Here is a 22,520-nt window from a genome sequence, read left to right on the forward strand (position 1 = left end):
AGGAATGCCTGTTTAGAGGCTCTGCCTCTAATCAAATATTGAGTCAGAGACTCAATGAATGCATTCCCAGTCGGAGACTGGGAACGAGGAACGAGGAAATGCTTATCAAGCTAGGTTTTTAGGACTTGTGTGTACACCGTAGTTGCAAAGGGGAGGGAATTGGATTTATTGTTTCCCTCCTTTTTAAGAGGGACTTGTAGTTAAGAACAAACTACTAAAAGGCCTACAATAGGCAGCTGGTTAATTAGTGTCGGTATGTTTCTTGCGCGTGTCTGCAAGAGAAGCCTATGCTTCATTAATCCTCTACTCTACGACGCCGCCGACGCGGCTTTTGTTGTTTGTCTTCACGCAAGCGCCGACCGACTTCGTTAAAGAAATCCCGCCGCAGATAAGGATAATCGCTTACCCACAAGTTACTATTGGGAAAGTATATATCGCTGAATTCTTCAATACTACTTAAATCTGGGCGATTTGACATTACTACCATTTCTGCAATTTGACCACGAGTAATAACTTTGTGAGCAGAACGTAATGGTGCTACAAACTCAATGCTAAATCCTGTGTCATCACCTACCTCTAAGTTTATCTGTTTTTCTCGGTTTTCTATAATTACCAATTCGCCTTTGTTGTTGACTGTTTCGGTTTTACCCATCAACTGGTCTGTAATCCACCAATCTAAGACTCGACCACGGAAAAAGCCGCCATATTTGTAACGGCGGCATTGTAAATTCCGCATACTTGCTTGAAACACTGGATACCACAGCCAAAAAAATGCGCTAATTATCCCTAGCACAAATACTATTGAAGCAAACTCAAGCTTGAAAACAACTGTTACAAGCAAAATAACAACTACCGCAACTACAGAAATTAACAGCCGTTGCAAAAAATTTGAGAACTTCCCCCAGTAGTACTTGTACTGCAAACCAGTGGCAATTAGGGGGACAACTTGTTCAAATTTCTGGCGAGTCAGTGGTACTAACATGAGTGCTGAGTAATGAATGCTGAATAATGTGTTTAAAGTTTAAAGTATCTTTTCTAATCCATATACTAACGACTTTAGCGCTAAGACTTTGCGAATCGCTAGTAGCACTCCTGGCATATAACAAGCGCGATCGCTCGTATCATGTCGTAAAGTATAAATCTGTCCGGCTGCGCCAAAAATAACTTCCTGGTGGGCAATCAATCCCGGCAAGCGCACGCTATGAATTCTAATCCCTTCGTCTGCTACACTGCCCCTAGCTCCTGGTAATTTCTCAGTTTCTTCTACAAGAGCAGGGTTGAAAGTTTTACCCAATTCTCCTAATAACTGCGCCGTTTGAATAGCAGTACCACTGGGAGCATCAGCTTTTTGGTTGTGATGCAGTTCGATAATTTCTACATGGTCAAAATATTTGGAGGCTGCGATCGCAGCTTGTTGCAATAGCACCATCCCAATGGAAAAATTAGGAATAATTAGACAACCAGTGCTAGCTTTGTCGGCAAAGTCTGCCAAGTCTTGAATTTGTTCTGGACTTAACCCAGTGGTGCCAACTACAGGACGAATACCGTAAGCGATCGCACTGCGAATATTGTCATAAACTGAATCGGGATGGGTAAAGTCTACAATCACCCCTGGAGGAGACTGCCTGTCACCAGCTACATACCCCAACATCGGTTCTAATTGATTGGTAATCGGCACTTCCAAAGGTTCACTTAAACCCGCCAACTCCCCAGCGTCTTTATCTTGATGTTCTAAACTGTGGTCAATTGCACCCACTAGGTTTAAGTCAGGCGCTTGCGCCACCGCCTTAATCACCTCACGGCCCATTTTGCCAGCAGCACCGTTGACAATAACCGGGATAGGAGCTTGATTTGTCATAAATCGAGAAATACTTTTTGAGTCAACAAAGGAATTGTAAAGACTTTCGCGATCTAGTAGCTAGCTTCTCAAATCTCTGGCTTAATTCCGACAACCCTGATTTGTGCAACTAATCTCTTATTTTTTCTACTCCCCAAAAGAGCGATTCTCATTTTCATCCCATTATTTTAGCCAGTAACCCGTTTTATTTTCCGCTCATGCTGCTTTGATAAGTATTGCTTATGATTGCTATCAGCCTTTATTTGTCAAGTTTAGTTGACCATTTGTAATATTGTTGTTATATTTATTTATATAACTTAAGAAAACCCGAAAATAAGCTGCATAACTAAAATTGCACCTTATCTACTACCTATGTAGTTTTAGTTACGTTGGGTGTTAACTAAGAAAAACAGACTTCGGTATTGTAATATCCCATCGACATTTGGACTTCTCCTATATACCTCGGCTATTAAGTCGGGGTTTTTTGTGTTCTCGATTAGCTGCTTATTTAACATTTCTTTAGTAGTTACTGTTGATTTAGGTTGCAGTACTGCTTAAAGGATTTCCGAAAGACTGAATCAACATAGCTTAGGGCAATTTTTCCCAAAGTGAAATCCAAGTATTCAGTTCCTCGTTTGGAAGAAAATATTTACTCTTAGATAAATATTTAATGATTCTTAAGCGACTCTTAATAAACCTTAATTTTCTGAAATCTTCAAGTTCGCTATCAAACTTTTTTTGAGTTTCTTCTGGATTCTTGGCTGCTAAAGCTTCTCTCCAATCTGCTGCTTTAATTAATGCTTCTTGGTAGGAAATATGTAAATTATCGAAAAACCAATTAATAATCAGATATATATCGAGAACTGGATTTTCTGGAATAGCACCAAATTTTAGGATCATGTAAGCTCGTAATGTCATTAAAGAATCTAGATATCGTTCAGAAAAGCTAGGATTATTTTCAGCTAAAAATTCGTAAACTGAAGTTGCTATCTCTGCCCAAGCAAGGCTTTCTGAATGAGATTCATTAGATTCTTCATTGGCTAGTTCTTGCGCTCTGAAAGTAGAGACTTCAGCTAAACCAAGCCAATTAAATTTTTCTGGTACTTGCTGTTGCTCTGCCCAAACCATTCTCAACCAAGCTTGTACTTGCTCTGAATCTTTTTGAAGTAGAACTCTTAACAAATTTGTTGCTTCAGTTTCAGCCATAGTTAATGATGAAGTCAAGGAAACTTGCGCTCTCGCACTTCCACGGCATAATCTTGCACAGCTTTGGTAATCGTCTCGCGCAAATTTGTGTAAACTTTGGCGAACGGTGGATGTTTCTCTGCAAGTCCGAGGACATCAGAGGTAACTAAAACTTGTCCATCACAGTGAATTCCCGCACCGATACCAATTGTGGGAATACTCAATTTTTGTGAAATCTGCATTGCTAAATCTGCGGGTATATGCTCTAAAACTAGAGAAAATACACCTGCCTGTTCGAGAGCGATCGCTTCTCGTAAAATTCTCTCACTGGCTTCTTGCGTCTTGCCTTGTTGTCGCAAACCCAGTTGATGTACTGATTGTGGTGTCAAACCCACATGACCCATTACCGGAATTCCAGCTTGTACTAAACGAGCCACTGTTTCTGCGATCGCTGGATAGCCACCTTCCAATTTTACCGCTTGAGCGCCCGTTTCCTTTAGCACTCGCCCAGCTGAGTGCATCGCTTGTTGGAGACTTTCTTGATACGTCAAAAATGGTAAATCTACAACTACCAATGCTCGTTTCACCCCACGGCGCACTGATTTGGCATGATATATAATTTCATCCAAAGTTATTGGCAGTGTCGTTTCATACCCTAGAACTACTGCCATAGAGTCACCCACGAGGATTAAGTCTACACCAGCTGCATCGAGGAGTTGAGCGATCGCATAATCCCAGGCGGTCAACGCCACAATTGAACGTCCCTGTTGTTTCCATTGAATTAATTGCTGGGTAGTGATTGCCATTTTTAATTAGGGGATAGGTGATAGGTGATAGGGGATAAGTGATAGGTATAGGTGATCGGCTAAAAGAATTCAGTCCCCTGTACCCTGTAACCTGTCCCCTAATCCCTACTTAACAGCGCGACTGAAAGCAATATGAGGTTTTGCACTGTCCGTTTTGGGCATTAACCAAGCTAGACCTTCACTAGTGCCAATCCATAATTTATTGGCGATGTCAGGTGCAAGGGCAAGAACCCGACTAGAAGGAAGTCCAGCAACTTCTGCGTCTAACACTGCTCCTGTATTTGGATTTAATCGTAACAAACCATTGTTAGTCCCGACCCAGACACTACCATCCTTAGCAAAACGTACTGCTGTCACGTCACGCCCACGCAACCGGGTCACAGACCGCAAAACTGCACCAGTTTTTGGGTTAATAACTAGCAAATTATTTGGCATTCCGGCCCAAATTAATCCTTCTGGACTAATAGCCAAAGCTTGTACAGTGGTTCCCGGTAAATCGGCAATCCGCTTCATAATCGCAGCACTAGCGGTATTTACCCGCACTAATCCATCAAGAGTGCCAACCCACAGTTGACCTTCAGCATCTAAAGTCAGGGCGTTGGCGCTGACACCAGGCAGATTTTTTAATGTTGTCATAATCAAGCCTTGGTCGGGACTAATTAGAGCTAAACCGCTATCGGTTCCAGCCCACAAATAACCCCGCTTGTCAAGTAATAGCGACAATATTCGTTTAGAAGGCAAAAATAAATTCTGCGCGGTGATTTCGTTAGTACGGGGGTCTACTCGCATCAGTCCGCCATAACTTCCTACCCACAAACGTCCTACTTTGTCTTGGGCTAAAGCACCAATGGCGACATTCGGTAAGCTAACACGAGAAATAATCTTGCCCGTTTTAGGATCAATCCGCGACAGTCCCCGCCAAGAACCTACCCAAAGATTGCCTGTAACATCTCCCAGTAAGTTACCAACACGATAATCAGTTTCTGGCGAATTTTCTTGCACTCCCCGCTCATCGGGTAAGGGTTCTACTCGCGGTGGCGGTGGGGAAGCTGGGTAAGCGGGGGTTAAATCAGATGAATTAACATCAGGGGTTTTTTGTGCCCATCCCATACTTGGCACAGCTATCAACCCCAGGAGGATAGAAGTAATCAATAAACTATTACGCTTGCAAAACAATACCACGGTGACATTTCCTTTGGAGACAGTGCCCATAGCCGTTACCTAAACTGGCTTTGGGTTAACTTCAGTGTTCCCCTAGCTGGTATTTTTTAAACATTGGGGATTGAGGAATAGGGACTGGGGACTGGGGACTAGGAAATAAATATTTAGGAATACTTTCTCATTACCCAATACCCAGTCCCGAATACCCAGTCCCCGAACACCATCGATGACACCTTGTAAAGTATTTGTAACAAAATGTTTAAATCTTTATGTAATAACAAAATTAAATAGATAAGTTAAAAACTTTCAAAGAATAACTTATCGAATTCTTGATATATTGTGAAACAAGTTACAAATTACGTGGTGTGCAATTCTTTTATCTTTCGCTCACCACTCTGCTAAATCTCTGTCAAGTAAATTCTTTTCTGGTATCTTTTCTATCAAGGGGAAAGATATAGGGAGTGTAAAGCCGGGAATGTGTGCCAGCCAGCCCAATCCCCTGAATATCCCAGTTTATGGGGGAATTATCTGAATGCTACCCGCAAAAACGCGGAAGTTTTGGTGAAATTGAGAAGGTTTAGTTGGGTGCGAAAAAGAGGTAAAAAAGAATTTTGATTTTTAGCAAGAGGGAACAGTAGAAGCGCTAGGTCGTGTACCCCTAGAAGGGGAGAACACTGGTGAGGAGGGCTACCACCGCTACCAAAGTGTCCGCCGCAAAAAAACTGCTAACCTCTGCCAAAGGCAACCCTTAACAAAAATTTTCCTGATCTTCTCCCCCATCTAGGCGGGAAAGAGCCGGGGTGAGGGGAAGTTGCACAAAACGTGATTTGATAATTAATTAAGAGTGATTTCAGGGAAGGATAAAATATGTCTTACGCTCAAACGAAGACTCAGAGCAAGTCTGGGTATCAAGCCGGGGTTAAAGATTACAGACTAACTTATTACACACCCGATTACACACCAAAAGATACCGATCTTCTAGCTGCGTTCCGCATGACACCCCAGCCTGGTGTTCCTCCCGAAGAAGCAGGTGCGGCTGTTGCGGCTGAATCTTCCACAGGTACTTGGACAACTGTGTGGACAGATTTGCTCACCGACCTCGATCGCTACAAAGGTCGTTGCTATGACATCGAACCAGTTCCCGGCGAAGACAACCAGTACATTTGTTACGTTGCCTATCCTTTGGACTTGTTTGAAGAAGGTTCTGTAACCAACGTATTGACCTCAATTGTCGGTAACGTATTTGGTTTCAAAGCTTTGCGGGCACTACGTCTAGAAGACATCCGTTTCCCAGTAGCTTACATCAAGACCTTCCAAGGGCCTCCCCACGGTATCCAAGTTGAGCGCGACAAGTTAAACAAATACGGTCGTCCTTTGTTGGGTTGTACCATTAAGCCCAAATTGGGTCTTTCCGCTAAGAACTACGGACGCGCTGTATACGAGTGCTTACGCGGTGGTTTGGACTTCACCAAAGACGACGAAAACATCAACTCCGCACCATTCCAAAGATGGCGCGATCGCTTCTTGTTCGTAGCTGAAGCTATCAGCAAAGCTCAAGCAGAAACCGGTGAAATCAAAGGTCACTACCTCAACGTCACCGCCCCCACCTGTGAACAAATGTTGCAACGGGCTGAGTACGCTAAAGAACTCAAACAGCCCATCATCATGCATGACTACCTGACCGCAGGTTTCACCGCCAACACCACATTGGCTCGTTGGTGCCGCGACAACGGTATCTTGCTACACATTCACCGTGCGATGCACGCTGTAATTGACCGTCAAAAGAACCACGGTATTCACTTCCGTGTATTGGCTAAAGCCCTACGTTTGTCTGGTGGCGATCACATCCACACCGGTACAGTCGTTGGTAAGTTGGAAGGTGAGCGCGGCATCACAATGGGCTTCGTTGACCTGTTGCGTGAAAACTACATTGAGCAAGACAAGTCTCGTGGTATCTACTTTACCCAAGACTGGGCTTCTCTACCTGGTGTAATGGCAGTTGCTTCTGGTGGTATCCACGTATGGCACATGCCCGCACTGGTAGAAATCTTTGGTGATGACTCCGTACTACAATTCGGTGGTGGTACTCTGGGACACCCTTGGGGTAACGCTCCTGGTGCAACCGCTAACCGCGTCGCCTTGGAAGCCGTTGTTCAAGCTCGTAACGAAGGCCGTAACTTGGCTCGTGAAGGTAACGATATCATCCGCGAAGCTGCCAAGTGGTCTCCTGAACTGGCTGTTGCTTGCGAACTGTGGAAAGAAATCAAGTTCGAGTTTGAAGCAATGGATACCGTCTGATCTGAGTTAACAGTTAAGAGTTAAGAGTTAGAAGTAGAGACGCGATAAATCGCGTCTGTACAAGAGTTAGGATTTGCATTAATTCATAACTCATAACTCATAACTCATAACTCTTCAGGGCTGGGGTCAAGCATGAATCTTAAGCAAATTGCGAAGGACACAGCCAAAACTCTCCAAAGCTATCTGACTTATCAGGCTCTAAGGACAGTATTGGCACAGCTAGGCGAAACTAATCCGCCATTAGAACTTTGGTTGCATAACTTTTCGTCTGGCAAAATTCAAAATGGTGAGTCATTCCTTGAGCAGCTGTTGCGAGAAAAACCAGATTTGGCTTTGCGAATCATGACTGTCAGAGAACACATTGCGGAAGAAATTGCAGAATTTTTACCGGAAATGGTTCGCACTGGCATTCAACAAGCCAATATGGAGCAGCGTCGCCAGCATTTAGAACGCATCACACAAGTAGTAGACACATCTAACCCCAGTCTGCAACCAGAACAGCAAACAACTTCAGATCAGAATTTGGATAACTTATCCAATTAGTTCGGTCATAACGATTTTGGATTTTGGATTTTGGATTTTGGATTTTAGATTATTCCCAAAAATAAATCTAGTTACTCTTTAAGTTATAGATTTATTCGGTAGTGAAAACTGCCGTGGCTGTGTAAAAAATCTAAAATTAGCAATCTAAAATCTAAAATTGGCAAGGTCAATCTAGTAGTAAAAAATCGCAACCCATTATCAAAAGCTATGCAAACTTTACCAAAAGAGCGTCGTTACGAAACCCTTTCTTATCTTCCCCCTCTGTCTGATGCTCAAATCGCTAAACAAGTCCAGTACATCTTGAATCAAGGTTACATTCCTGCGATCGAGTTTAACGAAACTTCTGAGCCAACAGAATTATATTGGACAATGTGGAAGTTGCCTTTGTTTGGTGCTAAATCCACTCAAGAAGTATTGAGCGAAGTTCAAGGATGCCGCTCTCAATTCAACAACAGCTATATCCGTGTTGTGGGTTTTGACAACATCAAGCAGTGCCAAGTTCTCAGCTTTCTTGTTCACAAACCAAACAGATACTAAAAGCTCACTAGCTCTTAGTAATTAGTTTATCCCCATAGGAGAGGTAGAATTATCTACCTCTCCTATTTACTAAATTTGTTTTGAAACGTAGAGAGACGCAAAGGGGCGCAGAGTTCTTCTCTATGTGCCTATACGTTTCTTAAGATACTGGTAATGCTAAAAGCAGTAAGAATTTGCTTTGTTGGTGACTCTTTTGTTAATGGTACTGGCGATCCTGAATGTCTTGGTTGGACAGGTAGAATATGCGCTAACGCTAATAAAAAAGGTTATGACATTACCTACTATAATTTGGGAATTAGGCGAGATACTAGTACCGATATAGCAAAACGTTGGTTACAAGAAGTATCACTTCGCTTACCCAAAGAATATGATGACAGAATTATATTTTCCTTTGGATTGAATGACACAATAGTGGAAAATGCTAAAAATCGCGTGGATTTTGCAGATTCCATCAAAAATGCCTGTGAAATTTTAAGTGAAGCTCAGAAATTGTACCCTGTGTTGATGGTTGGCCCGGCGCCATACGCAGAACAAGAAGATACTCAAAGAAGGCAGAGAACTATTGATTTATCTAAACAGTTTGCTTTAATTTGTAAGGAATTAAATGTACCTTATTTAGATGTTTTTCCGATATTAGAAAAATCAAACATCTGGATAAATGAGGCAAAAGCTAATGATGGTGTTCATCCGCAAGCAGGCGGTTATGCAGAATTTGCCCAAATTGTAGAAAATTGGGACGCTTGGTTAAATTGGTTTCCCCATAACATTCCTCTATAATATTTTGGTTGATTGCGGCTGTTCGCACCGCTAAACTGTGTCTTGTGTGAAAAAAAAGCGATCGCTATACTCAAAAAAAACTTAACATTAACTTCAGAAGTGTTAATTATTCATAAGATAAGACAAGCTCATGGGTTATCATATCGTTCCCCGCTTTCTGGACAAACTGGCTAGTGTTGTCTCCAGCCCAAAGGAATCTGTAGAAATGTTGAAACGAATTGTATTAATTTTACTATTGGTGTTGAGCTTCAGTCTGAGTAATTCGGATGTGGCGGCTGCGGCTGGACTCAAAAGCTTTGTAGACAGTGGTGATGGCTATCAGTTTCTATACCCTAACGGCTGGCTGCCAGTTAAAGTTGCCGATGGGCCAGATGTGGTTTTCCACGATTTGATTGAGGTGTCTGAAAATGTTTCGGTTGTGATTAGCCCAGTTCCAGAAGGCAAAACTTTGTCAGAATTGGGAACCCCAACAGAAGTAGGATACAAATTAGGGAAAGCCGCTCTCGCGCCTCCTGGCTCTGGTCGTTCGGCTGAATTAGTCAATGCCGCAGAGCGAGAAGTAGACGGTAAAACATATTACCTTTTAGAGTATGAGGTTAAACTTCCCAATCAACAGCAACGACACAACATCGCCAGCGTTGCTGTTAGCCGTGGTAAAGTTTTTACCTTCAACGCTTCAATTCCTGAAAAACGCTGGCCGAAAGTTAAACGAATGATTGATGAGGTTGTCAATTCTTTTTCTGTCTATTAATTGGGGAGTGGCATGTAAGAATTTTAGATTTTAGATTTTAGATTTTAGATTGGAATTTAATCCAAAATTTAAAATCCAAAATCCAAAATTGAATAGCCCAATGCCCAATTAACAAATTTTTCTAAAATCTCATGAAAATTCCACCTTTTGTACTTGCTTCAGCTTCCCCAGCCAGACGCCGCTTGCTGCAAACTGTTGGCATTGAACCGATAGTTCAACCTAGTGACTTTGATGAGTCGCAAATTGAACTAAGTGAACCAGCAGAATTGGTCAAAACTCTTGCCCAGTACAAAGCGGAAACTGTAGCACCGCAGTTTGAATCGGCTTTGATTATGGGTTGTGATTCAGTTTTGTCCATGAATGGTGAAATTTACGGCAAACCAGCAGATGCTTCAGAAGCGATCGCTCGTTGGCAGATAATGCAAGGTAACTTTGGCGACTTGTACACAGGTCACGCCTTAATTGACCCTGGACAAAACCATACTTTAGTCAAGTCTCAAGTTACAAGAGTTTATTTTGCTCAAATGAGCGATCGCGCCATTGAAGCTTATGTTGCCACAGGTGAACCCCTCAAGTGTGCTGGAGCCTTTGCAATTGAAGGTTTTGGTAGTTTCTTCGTAGAAAAAATTGCAGGTTGTCACAGCAATGTCATTGGACTCAGTTTACCCCTGCTACGGCAGATGCTAAGTGAATTGGGATACGATGTCACTGATTTCTGGCAATAGTCCCTTGTCTAAAGTTATTAACCAATGACAAATGAGTAATGAGTAATGAGTAATGAGTAATGAGTAATGACTAATGACTAATGACAAATGACTAATAACTAAATTGCCTGATATTCAGTATTGCCTCTCCATGATCTGGAATCCAGGCTAACCACTCATCCGCTGAAACTGGACATAATAAAAGTGCTTCGTCAAAACTAAAGGGGTTGGGAAGTTGCAAAAGGTTTACCCAAGTGGAAGCTCTGAACCTCTGTAAGCCTTCCAAGCTATAGTGCTTTCTTGTATGTACAGCAAAATCCGGTCTATGAGAATCTAGTTTCATAGCTTTCTATTAGTCTTCACAAATGGGCTAATCTAAAATTATTTCTGTAACCTAGACTACAAAATAAATAATCCTTGTGAAAAGTCTCTGTCTTATAAATTTACGTTGGCTGGGTGCAAGTGTTTGCTTATATTGCAGACCACAACAGGTATGACACGACTGGTTGTAGACTGGCCATTAGATCGCATTCCCAACTAGAATATGTCATTTACTTCTATGCCCTCGCTGCGTGAGCAACAACATCCCCTAATTCGTCAGCTAGCTGATTGTATTGAGGCAGCTTGGCATCAGCACCTGGATCTATCGCCCTACCATTTGCCTGATGAGTTGGGGTATGTGGAAGGTAGACTAGAAGGCGAAAAACTGACGATTGAAAATCGCTGCTATCAAACGCCCCAGTTTCGGAAAATGCACTTGGAACTGGCGAAAATCGGAAATATGCTGGATATTTTGCACTGCGTCATGTTTCCCCGTCCAGAATACAACCTGCCGATGTTTGGTTGTGACTTAGTTGGCGGTAGAGGACAAATTAGTGCAGCGATCGCAGACCTTTCTCCGATTCAATTAGAGCGTACCCTACCAGAATCTTATACTTCTGAACTCACACAGCTAACGGTGCTTAACTTTTCCCAACCCCGTGAATTACCTGAATGGGGAAATATTTTTTCGGATTTTTGCATTTTTGTCCGCCCCAGTTCTCCCGAAGAAGAAGCAATGTTTCTCTCACGGGTGCGAGAATTTTTAGACATTCATTGCACCCAAGCGATCGCCTCACATCCTGTTTCAGTCGAACAAGTCACCCAAAATCTCGCCGGACAACACAACTACTGCACCAAACAGCAGCAAAACGATAAAACCCGCCGCGTCCTAGAAAAAGCCTTTGGCCCAGCTTGGGCAGAAAATTATATGACCACAGTTTTATTCGACCTCCCAACTTAAAATAATTCGTAATTCGTAATTCGTAATGACGCTCACGGACTCGCTAACGCCGGATTTCTCACCACACCTCTTAGAGGATGTTTGAAAAGTCCTCTTGTCGGTATCAAAAGTTTTAGATCCCCCTAAATCCCCCGATAAATTGGGGGACTTTGACTCCGGTTCCCCCTTTTTTAAGGGGAGTTAGGGGGGATCTAAAGTGCCTAAAATCACAGCGAAACACTTGTTCATTCAACCTCTTAAAGCCTGGCTTGTGCAGGGGAGAAGTAATGAGTAAAAAGTAATGAGTAATAAGTAAAAACTTCTTACTTCTTACTCATTACTCGTTACTCATTACTTCTCCTCTGCTCCATCAAATGTCTTGAGCTTGTGAGAAATGCGGGTAACGTCATTAAGTTTTGTAACTCTTATTTCTGGCTTCTAAATTCTTCTTCAAAAGACAAGAACCACAAAACCTGCCTCTGCTAGTTGCTCTGAAATGTCTTTAATTTTGAATTTTGAATTTTGAATTTTGAATTGTTATCTCCCTTATCTGTAGGCTCTGTTACGTTTTCGGGTAACGGATAAATGTAGAATTCATTCAACGAGAGTTTAATGGAGTCCCAAAACAGCAACAGGGAGAATAGTAAGGTCTTTGAAGCGAATATCACAAAATGGTTTGTTGTCTTAATAGGCGCAAGAACTAGAGACAGGACAGCTAACTCATTGACCAGAAAGTTAAGGAAACTCTAATGTTAGGAATGCTCAAGTTGACAGATATTTTTTAGTCAGTTAATCGTTGATTCACTTAAGGAAGACTAACTTTTGTAGCAAGATTGTATCCAGCAAAGGCAACAGTCTATTTTTGATGTTTCTTTTCAATTTTGTAACTAACTGTAGCCGTAGTTAATGTAGCAGTAAAGTACCGCATCATACCATTTTGGGATTTTATGTAGAGACGCGATATATCGCGCCTCTGCATCTAGATTCATACTGCTTGTGAATTCTGCTAACTTCCATTGCATTCATGTCTCAATAATACTCAGAGTTATTGAATAGCCAGCTACTATAGCGTTTCTCAGTTTCAATACAGACCTAACCCCCAGCCCCTTCCCTACTAGCGTTGGGGAGTAAGTAAGCTTCCATTCCTCTCTCCTTTTAGGAGAGAGGAATGGAAGTGAGGTCAATGTATTGCATACAAACGATCGCTATAGAAAACACCATTTTACAAAGCCATAGTGTTGAGCGTTCATCACGCAATGGATTTTTAAGCCATACCCAGCTTTAAACCACTGTTGTTTGTCCTAAGCGGCTGGCTGTTGATTAAAAACCCTTTTATTTTTACTTCCATCAGCACAATTCAGGTAAATGGGCAACATACTATGTCAAGGGTGACTGAAAAGCCAAAGCCAAGTGAGCAGGCACTTAACCAAGAACAACCTAAAATTTGGTGGGGTATCGCTGTAGCTGTGCCCATAGTAATCGCCGCTGGGATACTAGGTACAGCTAAAATCGAGCAGCTGAGAAAACTAACTACATCTGCCCCCGTAATGCCATCTACCAATAGCATTAGTGCTGTAGGGCGTTTGGAACCGCGAGGTGAAGTGGTTAAATTGTCCGCCCCATCATCAGGATTAGCACCATCGTCACGAATTCAGCAACTTTTGGTGAGAGAGGGTGAACAGGTAAAGCAAGGTCAAATTTTGGCAATTTTGGATAACCGTGATACCCAAATAGCCGGACTAGAAGAAGCAAAAGCCAAAGTGCAAGAAGCCCGTGCGAATTTAGCGCAAGTTAGGGCTGGATCTCCAAGAGATATTCAAGCCCAAAGAGCAGTTATTGCTCGCCTACAAGCACAGTTAATTGGCGAAAGGAATGCCGGGCAAGCTGCGATCGCCCGGATTGCAGCTCAGTTAAGTGGTGATAAACTTGTCCAACAAGCAACCGTGAATCGCCTAGAAGCTGAACTTAGTGGGCAAAGAGATGCTCTAAGAGCGACCATTACACGTATCCAAGCCGAACAGCGTAATGCTCAAGTAGATGCTGGACGCTATGATTTTTTATACAGAGAAGGTGCTATTTCTCAGCAAGAGCGGGACAGAAGACGCTTGAGTGCAGTAACAGCTAATCAGCAGGTTGTCGAAAGCCAAGCTACCTTAAAGCAGACATTGGCAACCCTGCGACAGCAACTTGCTGAGGCTAGAGCTAACCAAATACAAAATTTAGCAGTTTTGCAACAGCAGCTAATCGAAGCTAAAGTGAACCGCGATAAAACCGTAGCAACTTTGCAAAGACAAATCGATGAAGAAAAGGCCAAACTGAGCAGAATTGTGGACGTTAGTCCTGCTGATGTGCAAGTAGCGCAAGCCCAAGTTAGTAATGCCCTCGCAAATGTTAGAAAAGCCGAAGCAGAACTGAGATTGAGCTACGTTCAAGCACCAATCGCCGGAGAAATTTTAAAAGTTTACACCAAATCAGGCGAAGCTATTGGTGCTAATGGCATTGCTGAAATTGGACAAACCAGCCAAATGTTTGTGATTGCTGAAGTCGCCGAAGACAGCATTGGTAAAGTACGTATTGGTCAAAACGCCACTATCAGCAGCGACAATGGAGCATTTAGCGGCGAGTTAAAGGGAACTGTCACTGAAATTGGTAGAAAAATTGGTAAAAAAGATGTGCTGAATACAGATCCAGCAGCAGATGTAGATGCCAGAGTCGTAGAAGTTAAAATTGCTCTACCTCCAGAAGATAGCGAGAAAGTTTCTGGTTTAACTTACGCCAAAGTTGTTGTCGAAATTAATAACTAATTAAGTTATGGATGAGCAGTAACACCAATTAGTGATTTGATACTTTGGATGATAAATATTCTTCAACAGGCTGTTTAATTAAGTTTAAGCATTCTATAACTTCGATACTAGCCTTGCCAGAATTGAGTGGAAAACCTCAACTTTTAACTAATATCGGGGGTTGAAATCAATAGCACAAATTAACTGCGAATTACGAATTACGAATTACTTAACTGTGCTTGGATGCCTATAAAATGAATCAAAAAATACCTCTGTCGTGGCTACAACTGACAAGGGAAAAAACTCGCCTAGCGGTGGCTTTAGCAGGAATTTCTTTTGCTGATATTTTAATGTTTATGCAACTCGGCTTCCGAGATGCTCTGTATTATAGTAACGTTAGATTTCATAACAGCTTGCAGGGCGATATTGTTTTAATTAACAGTCAATCTAGCGCTGTCTTGGCGATGAGAAGCTTTTCTCAACGACGGTTATATAAAGCTTTAGAGTTACCCGCAGTCCAATCAGTACATCCGATATATTTGGATTTTACAATCTGGAAAAATCCTGTAACAGGCCGTCCTCGGAGTATCCTGATATTTGGCATGAATCCAGAAACTAATCTAGTTAACTTACCTGGAGTTCAGGAAAATTTAGATAAACTTAAACTACCTGATGTAGTTCTATTTGACCGTTCTTCTAGGGTGGAGTATGGCCCAATTGCTGCTAATTATGACCAAGGAAAGACTGTAACATCAGAAGTGCGAAGGCGGCGAATTAAAGTAGAAGGATTATTTACATTAGGTGCATCCTTTGGCGCAGATGGTAATTTAATTACAAGTGATATCAACTTTCTGCGAATATTCAATAATCGTCAACAAGGATTGATTGATATTGGTTTAATTAGATTAAAACCGGGAGCGAATGCTACAGTTGTTGCCCAAGAATTACGAAAGTATTTACCTAACGAGATCAATGTTCTAACTAAGCAAGAATTTATTGATTTTGAGCGGAATTATTGGGCAAATAGTACAGCTATTGGATTTATTTTCACATTAGGAACTGTCATGGGTTTCATTGTGGGGACTGTGATCGTTTATCAAATTCTTTATACAGAAGTTGCAGATCACTTATCTGAATACGCTACTCTCAAGGCAATAGGCTATACGCAAAACTATTTATTAACAGTCATTCTTCAGGAAGCTTTGTTATTAGCAGCTTTAGGATATATACCTGGAATAATATTTACTTTGTTTATGTATGACAGTGCCAGAAAAGCAACACTTTTACCAGTTTTTATGAGTTTTGATCGAGCGGTAATGGTGTTAATTTTAACGATGCTAATGTGTATCATTTCCGGTGCGATCGCAGTCCGAAAATTGCGCTCTGCCGATCCAGCAGATATCTTTTAATTAATTCAATTTCAATCAATGATTGATATTGTTGATAGCCATATTTATGATGACAATCAAACAGATTTGACTTCTGATATTCACTACAGTTAAGTCTTGAGAATACCAACTTATAACTAACAAAAATATGATAGGGAAAGAACCTGTAATCGCCATTAAAAATCTCAACCACTACTATGGCAAAGGCGCACTGAGAAAACAGATATTGTTTGACATTAACCTAGAAATTTATCCAGGTGAAATTGTCATTATGACTGGCCCATCAGGTTCAGGTAAAACCACATTACTCAGCTTAATTGGTGGTTTGCGGTCTGTACAAGAGGGAAGCTTAAAATTTTTAGGTGAAGAACTCGTTGGCGTCAGTCAAAACAAATTGGTGCAGATGCGACGCAACATTGGTTATATTTTCCAAGCCCACAATTTGCTAGGGTTCTTGACTGCAAAGCAAAATGTGCAAATGGCAGTAGAGTTGAATGATAATATTTCTCAAACAGAAGCAATGGCTAAATCAAAAGCCATGCTGGGCTCTGTTGGTCTAGAAGAACGAGTTGATTACTACCCAGACAATCTTTCTGGTGGACAAAAACAAAGAATTGCGATCGCTCGCGCTCTAGTAAATCGTCCCCCACTAGTGCTAGCAGACGAACCAACAGCCGCATTAGATAAACAATCAGGACGCGATGTTGTGGAAATAATGCAGAGTCTAGCTAAAAATCAGGGAACTACTATCTTATTAGTGACACACGACAACCGCATTTTAGACATAGCCGATCGCATCGTAGAAATGGAAGATGGTCTTTTAACCCGTAATTCCCCAAATACAGTTATTCAGTAATGATTTTAGTCATTTGTCCTTTGTGAATGACCAATGACAAACGACAAATGACCAATGACAGCCATAATTTATAATCTAGCCGAACCTGATTTTTTCATTCCAGGTGACTTTGGCGGAGTTGGGGTATTTGGTTGGCGACTAGTACGGAAAGTTACATTCACGCCTTCATTCGATTGCTCCAGCACCAATAGAGGCGTAGGTTTGGCTTTTTGATCCCAATGCATAGTAGCAATCCGACCTTGAATTATGGGTTGCCAACTATCTTCGTCTTCTATGGGGCTTAGGTAAGTTTCTATACAATCAATAATTTGACTAATAGTCGCAGAAGTTGCTTGTGTCGGTAACTTCATTAACCGGATTTGAATCCGAAACAGCACTCGCTTGGCAGAGTTCCCTGGACTACCAGTTTCATACTCTACATCAAAAGTTTCATCTACTTGCCGTCCAGCGCTATTAGCAATTCCAACCGATCCTTGTTGGGCTTGATTTGGACGCAGGGCTTGAGAAATTTTTTCTTTGATCTGAATCTTTATTTGATTAAGGATTGCAAAATGAAACACCTCCTCTGACATCCGCATCCGCAGATAATCCAGGTTAAAGTCCCGTGAATTGACCAAATCGGGATTAGTTTCCATTTTGCGAATTGTTTCCAGCGCCAGCTTAAACTTTTTCTCTAATTCTCGCGCCCGGAATTGTTCAAACTTAATTTTTTTCTCCAGCTTATCCTTCTGGAGCTTACTATACACAATCAAAGCAATCACCGCTAAAGCCAGTCCTCCAGAAGTTACCAACAATAATGGTGGCATTTGAGGATTACTTGCTGGCACTTCCTGGGATGCTTTTTTAGGCTTTCCTGGGGTTTGGGCAAGAAACATCGAAGTGGGCATGGTTGGAAAACTGAAAAACTTGACTCCTGATGTTTAGGATGCCCAAATCTTCAAGGTCATCTTGCTGTATCATTAATATTTTTAACAGCTTTTTACAAACTGCCTATGTCCAGACACCAGAGCGTCCCTGCCCTGTCTGAAGTTTCATCTACAAGCTTTCTTCATATTCGTCTGATAGCCACAGATATGGATGGCACTCTAACCAGACGAGGAAAATTTACTCCCGCACTGTTACAAGCTTTAGAGGATTTAGCGGCAGCTGACATTAAGGTGCTGATTGTCACAGGACGTTCTGCTGGATGGGTGAGTGGATTGAGTAGTTTGATGCCAGTAGCAGGTGCGATCGCAGAAAATGGCGGTTTGTACTTTCCACCGGGGAACCATAAACCAGTAGTTTTAACACCCATTCCCGATTTAGCTAAACATCGCCAGCAGTTAGCTACAACTTTTGAGAATTTACAAACTAAATTTCCCCAAATCAAAGAATCTGCTGATAATCGCTTTCGCACCACCGACTGGACTTTTGATGTAGCTGGTTTGCTTCAAGATGAAATACAAACCATAGATAGTCTTTGTCAACAAATGGGTTGGGGATTTACCTATAGCAATGTGCAGTGTCACATTAAACCCCAAGGACAAGATAAAGCTGTGGGATTGTTGCAAGTATTGCGCGAATATTTGCCCCAGTACTCATCAGAACAAATTGTCACTGTGGGTGATAGTCCCAATGATGAAAGTTTATTTGATCAGCGTTATTTTCCTATTTCTGTAGGCGTGGCAAACGTGCTGGAATATATAAATCAGTTGAAATATCACCCTGCTTATATTACTAGCGCTGCTGAAGGCGAAGGATTTTGTGAGTTATCTAGTTATATTTTGAAAAGCTTGCACATCTCAAGTTAGAGGATGTTTGAAAAGTTTAATTTATTACTAGTTTTGGCGACAGCAAAGCAGTGGTATTGACTTTTTGCCCATTCACAAAGACACCATTGGTACTGTAATCGCGGAGAATATAGTGCCCTTGTCTGTCAGTATCAATTGTGGTGTGGCGGCAAGAAACCGTAGGAGCTTCTAGAGGTAAAGTAGCATTGGGATTAGTATTATTTTTGCCTGTATTCATAAACTTAGTTTGTTGCAAAATATTTTGCTTAAGTTAATTTTTTTTGTACAAAAATACATATTTTTTCTCAAAAATTTACAAATTTTCAATTTAAATTAACATCAGTATATATATTTAGATTTTAGTATATAACGATGCTCAAATAATTGAATTTTTGAAATTTCAAAATATGATAGCACCAACTATATTGAACAATCGTTACCGAGTAATTAGGGTACTAGGTTCTGGTGGATTTGGAGAAACATTCCTAGCAGAAGATACCCAAATGCCCTCAGGGCGCAGATGTGTAATTAAGCTGCTCAAGCCCGTGGTTAATAACCCTCAGGTTTACCAATTGGTGAAAGAACGTTTTCAGAGGGAAGCGGCGATTTTAGAAGAATTGGGTGATGGTAGCAATCAAATTCCTCGACTGTACGCATACTTAGTGGAAAATGATCAATTTTTTTTGGTGCAAGAGTATATCGAGGGACAAACTCTGGCAGAAAAGTTGCAACAGCATGGACTACTAAGTGAAAGTTCAGTTCGAGAAATCTTGACTAACATTTTGCCCACTCTCGATTACGTTCATAGTAAGCGGATTGTGCATCGAGATATCAAGCCAGAAAATATTCTGATTCGCAATTATGATGGCAAAACCGTTTTAATCGATTTTGGTGCAGTCAAAGAAACAATGGGCACAGTGATGACTGCTTCTGGTAACTTCAGCACGTCGATTGTAATTGGTACACCAGGATTTATGCCTAGCGAACAAACTGCGGGTCGTCCTGTGTTTTCTAGTGACTTGTATAGTTTAGGACTAACAGCGATTTATTTGCTGACAGGCAAGATTCCCCAACAACTAGCATCCGATCCTGCTACAGGTGAGATTTTGTGGCGACATCATGCTTTGAGTATTAGTCCCAGTTTTGTGAGTATTTTAGATCGAGCGATCGCATCTTACCCTCGCGATCGATACTCCAGTGCTAAAGAAATGCTACAAGCATTGCAGATGGGAGTCCCACCAATTGCACCTATCATACAGCCATCCAATCCCATATCAGTTTCTACACCGCCACCAGTCCCATACGCCCAGCCTCCAAAAGTTGTATCAGCTACACCAGCAGGATTTTCATCCCAACAGCCAGTTTACTCCGGGCGATCGCCACAGAATCATGGTATGAATGATTGGCAAAAAGCAGTAATTATAGGTGGTGTCATTGGTGTATGTGTGGTTGCTGGTTTATGGTTAAGGGAACAACTACCTAATCCACCACAGCCTTCGCCTTCACCAACTGTAGTAAACGTACCCACCCCCTCCCCAACACCATCTGAACCAACTCGAACAATTTCTAATATTCAGCCACAATCACCAAGCCCAAGCCCAGTACAACCAACATTTTCCCCAGAGCCTAGTCCAGACATTCCTTCCAATACAAATACTAGCAGCATCACTACTCCTTTCCAACCAGAATTAACAACTACAGATGCGGAAAACTTAATTTATAAATGGCTACAGGCAAAGCGAGTTATGTTTGGTCGTAATTACGATCCTCAACCAGCTAGTGAATTGACAGTAGATCCCCTATACGAAGGCACCGCTGGGGCTAACGGTTCTATCAATTCTCTAAAGAGAGATGGTGAATACTATGAATACCCCTTACAAAGAATTGATAGTGTGGATTATTTTGATGTCAATGGTAGCGAAGCGACAATTCAACTAAAAGTTACTGAAGACCGCAAACTTTATAAGAGAAACGGAGATATTAATCCCAATGAAACAGATTTTAAAACCAGGACAGTAATCTACAAATTAAAATTTGATGATGATCGCTGGAAAATAGCTTCATTTGAAATTATTAAAGATTAAATTATTAATTATGACATTCTTGAAAAGATTTCCTTATTTTGTACGTTTGTTTGGAATAGCTACAATAGTTTCATTTAGTGTGGTAATTTGTGGTGCATTACTGATACGAATGTCAGTCACAACTCCTTCTGTTAAAGCTACTACAAATCCAATTCCATCTAGTATAGTTACTTCTAAATCAAACTCAATTCCACCTGTCCTACCAACTGTAGCTATTACGACTAATTCCACACCAATAGCTATAGATAGCTTATCACCAGTTAAGCAACAATCCATAACTGGTAAAATCATCTATGGACATTTTCCCTATGCACAAGCTGATCCAAAGCAAATGATGATCGTAGGTAGCTATGCTAGCGGAACAGAACAAAGATTTGAGTTTCTAAATCCAGAAGCTTGTCAAGCATTCATGAAGATGATTTACGCAGCAAGAGATGCAGGTGTTTGGATAATCCCTGTTTCAGGTTTTCGCAGCGTACAGCAACAAGAAAAATTATTTCAAAACCAAATTAAGCGTCACGGTTCTGCAAAAGAAGCAGCAAAAATCAGCGCTCCTCCTGGACATAGCGAACATCACACAGGCTTTGCTATAGATTTAACAGATGGTAAATCTCCCAAACAGGATATTACTTTTGCATTTGAAAATACAGATGCTTATCGCTGGCTGACTCGATACGCTAAAGAATTTGGCTTTGAAATGTCTTTTCCTTCTAACAATGGCCAAGGAGTAAGTTTTGAGCCTTGGCACTGGCGATATGTAGGTTCACAAGATGCAGCAGCAATATTTGCTAATGCAAGAAATAAATCATAAATAATGTCAATTTAAAAATTACTAAATTGGTAGCTCAAAATTATTTTTATGAGCTATGGTTATTTTTATTTAATTAACACTTAAGTACTTTGCAAGTATCTATTTATATTTTGAAAAGCTTGCACATTCCAAATTAGGGAGAACCGACTTGCTTTACAATAATTTTGTAGCGCTGATTTTACAACCATGACGGCTACTTTACCTGTTAGTGTCGAATCAGAAATTTTCTATCCCAGTGCTGATGGTCAACCAGTGGCAGAAACCTACGACCACCTTTATGCTTTACTAACTACCTTAGAAGTCCTGAAACAGTATTTGGCAAATCGTCAGGCAACAGTCTTGGCAAATCAATTTCTTTACTATGCACAGGGCTTTCCCAAGTTGCGGGTAGCGCCAGATGTGATGGTGATTTTTGATGTTACACCCGGCGGTCGGGACAACTATAAAATCTGGGAAGAGGGTCAAGTACCGACAGTTATTTTTGAAATGACATCCTTTGGTACTAAGGGACAAGACGAAATCTTCAAAAAGACCCTCTATGAGCAGCTAGGTGTCAAGGAATACTGGCTATTTGACCCTAAAAGCGAGTGGGTGGAACAACAGTTACGTGGCTATCGCTTGCGGGGAGAAATCTACGAACCTATAGAGGATGGACGCAGTGAACCATTACAACTACGCTTGGTGGTTGAGGAAAGGCTAATTGGGTTTTATCGAGAGGATACAGGGGAAAAATTACTGATTCCTGGTGAACTGGCACAGGCTTTACGACAGGAAGTTTTAGCAAGACAGCAAGCAGAAGAACTGTTAGAACAGGAACGCCAACGAGCAGAACAGGCAGAATTGCAAATAGAACAGTTAAAGGCGAGGTTGCGATCGCTCAATGTAGACCCCGATACTATTCAGTAACGAGTGCGGCTTTTTTGAAAAGACTAATTTTATTTTGGTGTAAAGTTCAAAAACAGAATTATA

General features: G+C 41.4%; 23 protein-coding genes. 14 read left to right on the forward strand and 9 right to left on the reverse strand.

Going from position 1 to position 22,520, the window contains the following annotated elements; translation table 11 throughout:
• Positions 1-295: 295 nt before the first annotated feature.
• From RRG12_RS08470 to RRG12_RS08490, 5 genes are all read right to left on the reverse strand, one after another.
• On the reverse strand, positions 296-982 hold the full coding sequence (locus RRG12_RS08470) for a phosphate ABC transporter permease (RefSeq protein ID WP_420758967.1): 687 nt from the start codon (positions 980-982) through the stop codon (positions 296-298).
• Positions 983-1,021: 39 nt separating this feature from the next.
• Positions 1,022-1,858, reverse strand: coding sequence for a 4-hydroxy-tetrahydrodipicolinate reductase (gene dapB, locus RRG12_RS08475; protein WP_069072878.1), 837 nt, complete (start codon positions 1,856-1,858; stop codon positions 1,022-1,024).
• 567 nt (positions 1,859-2,425) lie between these two features.
• Positions 2,426-3,043: a hypothetical protein gene (locus RRG12_RS08480; RefSeq protein ID WP_420758968.1), complete on the reverse strand. Its 618-nt coding sequence runs from the start codon at positions 3,041-3,043 to the stop codon at positions 2,426-2,428.
• 14 nt (positions 3,044-3,057) lie between these two features.
• Positions 3,058-3,828, reverse strand: a complete 771-nt coding sequence (gene panB / locus RRG12_RS08485; protein WP_069072880.1) for a 3-methyl-2-oxobutanoate hydroxymethyltransferase — start codon at positions 3,826-3,828, stop codon at positions 3,058-3,060.
• 105 nt (positions 3,829-3,933) lie between these two features.
• Complete coding sequence (locus RRG12_RS08490) at positions 3,934-5,040, reverse strand: ligand-binding sensor domain-containing protein (protein WP_420758969.1); 1,107 nt, start codon at positions 5,038-5,040, stop codon at positions 3,934-3,936.
• An 816-nt stretch (positions 5,041-5,856) separates the two neighbouring features.
• Between RRG12_RS08490 and RRG12_RS08495 the strand changes: the two genes are divergently transcribed.
• From RRG12_RS08495 to RRG12_RS08520, 6 genes are all read left to right on the forward strand, one after another.
• Entirely contained in the window at positions 5,857-7,287 is a 1,431-nt protein-coding gene (locus RRG12_RS08495; RefSeq protein ID WP_181930930.1) for a form I ribulose bisphosphate carboxylase large subunit, read from the forward strand.
• 132 nt (positions 7,288-7,419) lie between these two features.
• Positions 7,420-7,830, forward strand: a complete 411-nt coding sequence (rcbX, locus tag RRG12_RS08500; RefSeq protein WP_069072883.1) for a RuBisCO chaperone RbcX — start codon at positions 7,420-7,422, stop codon at positions 7,828-7,830.
• A 207-nt stretch (positions 7,831-8,037) separates the two neighbouring features.
• Entirely contained in the window at positions 8,038-8,367 is a 330-nt protein-coding gene (locus RRG12_RS08505; RefSeq protein ID WP_069072884.1) for a ribulose bisphosphate carboxylase small subunit, read from the forward strand.
• A 153-nt stretch (positions 8,368-8,520) separates the two neighbouring features.
• Complete coding sequence (locus RRG12_RS08510; RefSeq protein WP_420758970.1) at positions 8,521-9,144, forward strand: GDSL-type esterase/lipase family protein; 624 nt, start codon at positions 8,521-8,523, stop codon at positions 9,142-9,144.
• Positions 9,145-9,349: 205 nt separating this feature from the next.
• The gene (psbP, locus tag RRG12_RS08515; protein WP_420759020.1) at positions 9,350-9,895 is read left to right on the forward strand and encodes a photosystem II reaction center PsbP; all 546 of its coding nucleotides are present in this window, start codon (positions 9,350-9,352) and stop codon (positions 9,893-9,895) included.
• A 131-nt stretch (positions 9,896-10,026) separates the two neighbouring features.
• Complete coding sequence (locus RRG12_RS08520; protein WP_420758971.1) at positions 10,027-10,620, forward strand: Maf family protein; 594 nt, start codon at positions 10,027-10,029, stop codon at positions 10,618-10,620.
• Positions 10,621-10,711: 91 nt separating this feature from the next.
• Here the strand turns inward: RRG12_RS08520 and RRG12_RS08525 are convergent, their stop codons facing one another.
• Positions 10,712-10,942: a hypothetical protein gene (locus RRG12_RS08525; RefSeq protein ID WP_420758972.1), complete on the reverse strand. Its 231-nt coding sequence runs from the start codon at positions 10,940-10,942 to the stop codon at positions 10,712-10,714.
• 201 nt (positions 10,943-11,143) lie between these two features.
• Between RRG12_RS08525 and RRG12_RS08530 the strand changes: the two genes are divergently transcribed.
• The 4 genes from RRG12_RS08530 (at position 11,144) to RRG12_RS08545 (ending at position 16,887) form a co-directional block, all read left to right on the forward strand.
• Positions 11,144-11,881 carry a phycocyanobilin:ferredoxin oxidoreductase gene (locus tag RRG12_RS08530; protein ID WP_420758973.1) on the forward strand — a complete coding sequence of 246 codons (738 nt, stop codon included), beginning with the start codon at positions 11,144-11,146 and terminating at the stop codon, positions 11,879-11,881.
• A gap of 1,358 nt (positions 11,882-13,239) precedes the next feature.
• Positions 13,240-14,664 carry an HlyD family efflux transporter periplasmic adaptor subunit gene (locus tag RRG12_RS08535; RefSeq protein WP_420758974.1) on the forward strand — a complete coding sequence of 475 codons (1,425 nt, stop codon included), beginning with the start codon at positions 13,240-13,242 and terminating at the stop codon, positions 14,662-14,664.
• 233 nt (positions 14,665-14,897) lie between these two features.
• On the forward strand, positions 14,898-16,052 hold the full coding sequence (devC, locus tag RRG12_RS08540; RefSeq protein ID WP_069072889.1) for an ABC transporter permease DevC: 1,155 nt from the start codon (positions 14,898-14,900) through the stop codon (positions 16,050-16,052).
• 127 nt (positions 16,053-16,179) lie between these two features.
• Positions 16,180-16,887 (forward strand): DevA family ABC transporter ATP-binding protein, encoded by a 708-nt coding sequence (locus RRG12_RS08545; protein ID WP_176727121.1) that lies wholly within the window; start codon positions 16,180-16,182, stop codon positions 16,885-16,887.
• 68 nt (positions 16,888-16,955) lie between these two features.
• Here RRG12_RS08545 and RRG12_RS08550 read toward each other — a convergent pair whose 3' ends face one another.
• Positions 16,956-17,774, reverse strand: a complete 819-nt coding sequence (locus tag RRG12_RS08550; RefSeq protein WP_420758975.1) for a hypothetical protein — start codon at positions 17,772-17,774, stop codon at positions 16,956-16,958.
• 105 nt (positions 17,775-17,879) lie between these two features.
• Between RRG12_RS08550 and RRG12_RS08555 the strand changes: the two genes are divergently transcribed.
• A complete protein-coding gene (locus tag RRG12_RS08555) occupies positions 17,880-18,677 on the forward strand; it encodes an HAD family hydrolase (protein WP_420758976.1) in 798 nt (265 codons plus the stop codon).
• A gap of 16 nt (positions 18,678-18,693) precedes the next feature.
• On the opposite strand, the gene RRG12_RS08560 is transcribed toward RRG12_RS08555, so the two are convergent.
• A complete protein-coding gene (locus RRG12_RS08560) occupies positions 18,694-18,894 on the reverse strand; it encodes an FHA domain-containing protein (protein ID WP_420758977.1) in 201 nt (66 codons plus the stop codon).
• A 169-nt stretch (positions 18,895-19,063) separates the two neighbouring features.
• On the opposite strand from RRG12_RS08560, the gene RRG12_RS08565 reads away from it, so the two are divergent.
• Positions 19,064-20,740, forward strand: a complete 1,677-nt coding sequence (locus RRG12_RS08565) for a protein kinase domain-containing protein (protein ID WP_420758978.1) — start codon at positions 19,064-19,066, stop codon at positions 20,738-20,740.
• A 33-nt stretch (positions 20,741-20,773) separates the two neighbouring features.
• Here RRG12_RS08565 and RRG12_RS08570 read toward each other — a convergent pair whose 3' ends face one another.
• Positions 20,774-21,031, reverse strand: a complete 258-nt coding sequence (locus RRG12_RS08570) for a hypothetical protein (RefSeq protein WP_420758979.1) — start codon at positions 21,029-21,031, stop codon at positions 20,774-20,776.
• Between the two features lie 40 nt (positions 21,032-21,071).
• On the opposite strand from RRG12_RS08570, the gene RRG12_RS08575 reads away from it, so the two are divergent.
• Positions 21,072-21,551 (forward strand): M15 family metallopeptidase, encoded by a 480-nt coding sequence (locus tag RRG12_RS08575; protein ID WP_420758980.1) that lies wholly within the window; start codon positions 21,072-21,074, stop codon positions 21,549-21,551.
• 186 nt (positions 21,552-21,737) lie between these two features.
• Positions 21,738-22,457 (forward strand): Uma2 family endonuclease, encoded by a 720-nt coding sequence (locus RRG12_RS08580; protein WP_420758981.1) that lies wholly within the window; start codon positions 21,738-21,740, stop codon positions 22,455-22,457.
• The last annotated feature ends 63 nt before the right edge of the window (positions 22,458-22,520 follow it).

The sequence above is a fragment of the Nostoc sp. CALU 546 genome (assembly GCF_048836525.1).

What these genes read in the sequence shown, in the direction of transcription:
- RRG12_RS08470 (WP_420758967.1), bottom strand. Translation starts at nt 982, where the DNA reads ATGTTAGTACCACTGACTCGCCAGAAATTTGAACAAGTTGTCCCCCTA.
- dapB (WP_069072878.1), bottom strand. Translation starts at nt 1,858, where the DNA reads ATGACAAATCAAGCTCCTATCCCGGTTATTGTCAACGGTGCTGCTGGC.
- RRG12_RS08480 (WP_420758968.1), bottom strand. Translation starts at nt 3,043, where the DNA reads ATGGCTGAAACTGAAGCAACAAATTTGTTAAGAGTTCTACTTCAAAAA.
- panB (WP_069072880.1), bottom strand. Translation starts at nt 3,828, where the DNA reads ATGGCAATCACTACCCAGCAATTAATTCAATGGAAACAACAGGGACGT.
- RRG12_RS08490 (WP_420758969.1), bottom strand. Translation starts at nt 5,040, where the DNA reads ATGGGCACTGTCTCCAAAGGAAATGTCACCGTGGTATTGTTTTGCAAG.
- RRG12_RS08495 (WP_181930930.1), top strand. Translation starts at nt 5,857, where the DNA reads ATGTCTTACGCTCAAACGAAGACTCAGAGCAAGTCTGGGTATCAAGCC.
- rcbX (WP_069072883.1), top strand. Translation starts at nt 7,420, where the DNA reads ATGAATCTTAAGCAAATTGCGAAGGACACAGCCAAAACTCTCCAAAGC.
- RRG12_RS08505 (WP_069072884.1), top strand. Translation starts at nt 8,038, where the DNA reads ATGCAAACTTTACCAAAAGAGCGTCGTTACGAAACCCTTTCTTATCTT.
- RRG12_RS08510 (WP_420758970.1), top strand. Translation starts at nt 8,521, where the DNA reads ATGCTAAAAGCAGTAAGAATTTGCTTTGTTGGTGACTCTTTTGTTAAT.
- psbP (WP_420759020.1), top strand. Translation starts at nt 9,350, where the DNA reads ATGTTGAAACGAATTGTATTAATTTTACTATTGGTGTTGAGCTTCAGT.
- RRG12_RS08520 (WP_420758971.1), top strand. Translation starts at nt 10,027, where the DNA reads ATGAAAATTCCACCTTTTGTACTTGCTTCAGCTTCCCCAGCCAGACGC.
- RRG12_RS08525 (WP_420758972.1), bottom strand. Translation starts at nt 10,942, where the DNA reads ATGAAACTAGATTCTCATAGACCGGATTTTGCTGTACATACAAGAAAG.
- RRG12_RS08530 (WP_420758973.1), top strand. Translation starts at nt 11,144, where the DNA reads ATGTCATTTACTTCTATGCCCTCGCTGCGTGAGCAACAACATCCCCTA.
- RRG12_RS08535 (WP_420758974.1), top strand. Translation starts at nt 13,240, where the DNA reads ATGTCAAGGGTGACTGAAAAGCCAAAGCCAAGTGAGCAGGCACTTAAC.
- devC (WP_069072889.1), top strand. Translation starts at nt 14,898, where the DNA reads ATGAATCAAAAAATACCTCTGTCGTGGCTACAACTGACAAGGGAAAAA.
- RRG12_RS08545 (WP_176727121.1), top strand. Translation starts at nt 16,180, where the DNA reads ATGATAGGGAAAGAACCTGTAATCGCCATTAAAAATCTCAACCACTAC.
- RRG12_RS08550 (WP_420758975.1), bottom strand. Translation starts at nt 17,774, where the DNA reads ATGCCCACTTCGATGTTTCTTGCCCAAACCCCAGGAAAGCCTAAAAAA.
- RRG12_RS08555 (WP_420758976.1), top strand. Translation starts at nt 17,880, where the DNA reads ATGTCCAGACACCAGAGCGTCCCTGCCCTGTCTGAAGTTTCATCTACA.
- RRG12_RS08560 (WP_420758977.1), bottom strand. Translation starts at nt 18,894, where the DNA reads ATGAATACAGGCAAAAATAATACTAATCCCAATGCTACTTTACCTCTA.
- RRG12_RS08565 (WP_420758978.1), top strand. Translation starts at nt 19,064, where the DNA reads ATGATAGCACCAACTATATTGAACAATCGTTACCGAGTAATTAGGGTA.
- RRG12_RS08570 (WP_420758979.1), bottom strand. Translation starts at nt 21,031, where the DNA reads ATGATTTTACCAGTTATGGATTGTTGCTTAACTGGTGATAAGCTATCT.
- RRG12_RS08575 (WP_420758980.1), top strand. Translation starts at nt 21,072, where the DNA reads ATGATGATCGTAGGTAGCTATGCTAGCGGAACAGAACAAAGATTTGAG.
- RRG12_RS08580 (WP_420758981.1), top strand. Translation starts at nt 21,738, where the DNA reads ATGACGGCTACTTTACCTGTTAGTGTCGAATCAGAAATTTTCTATCCC.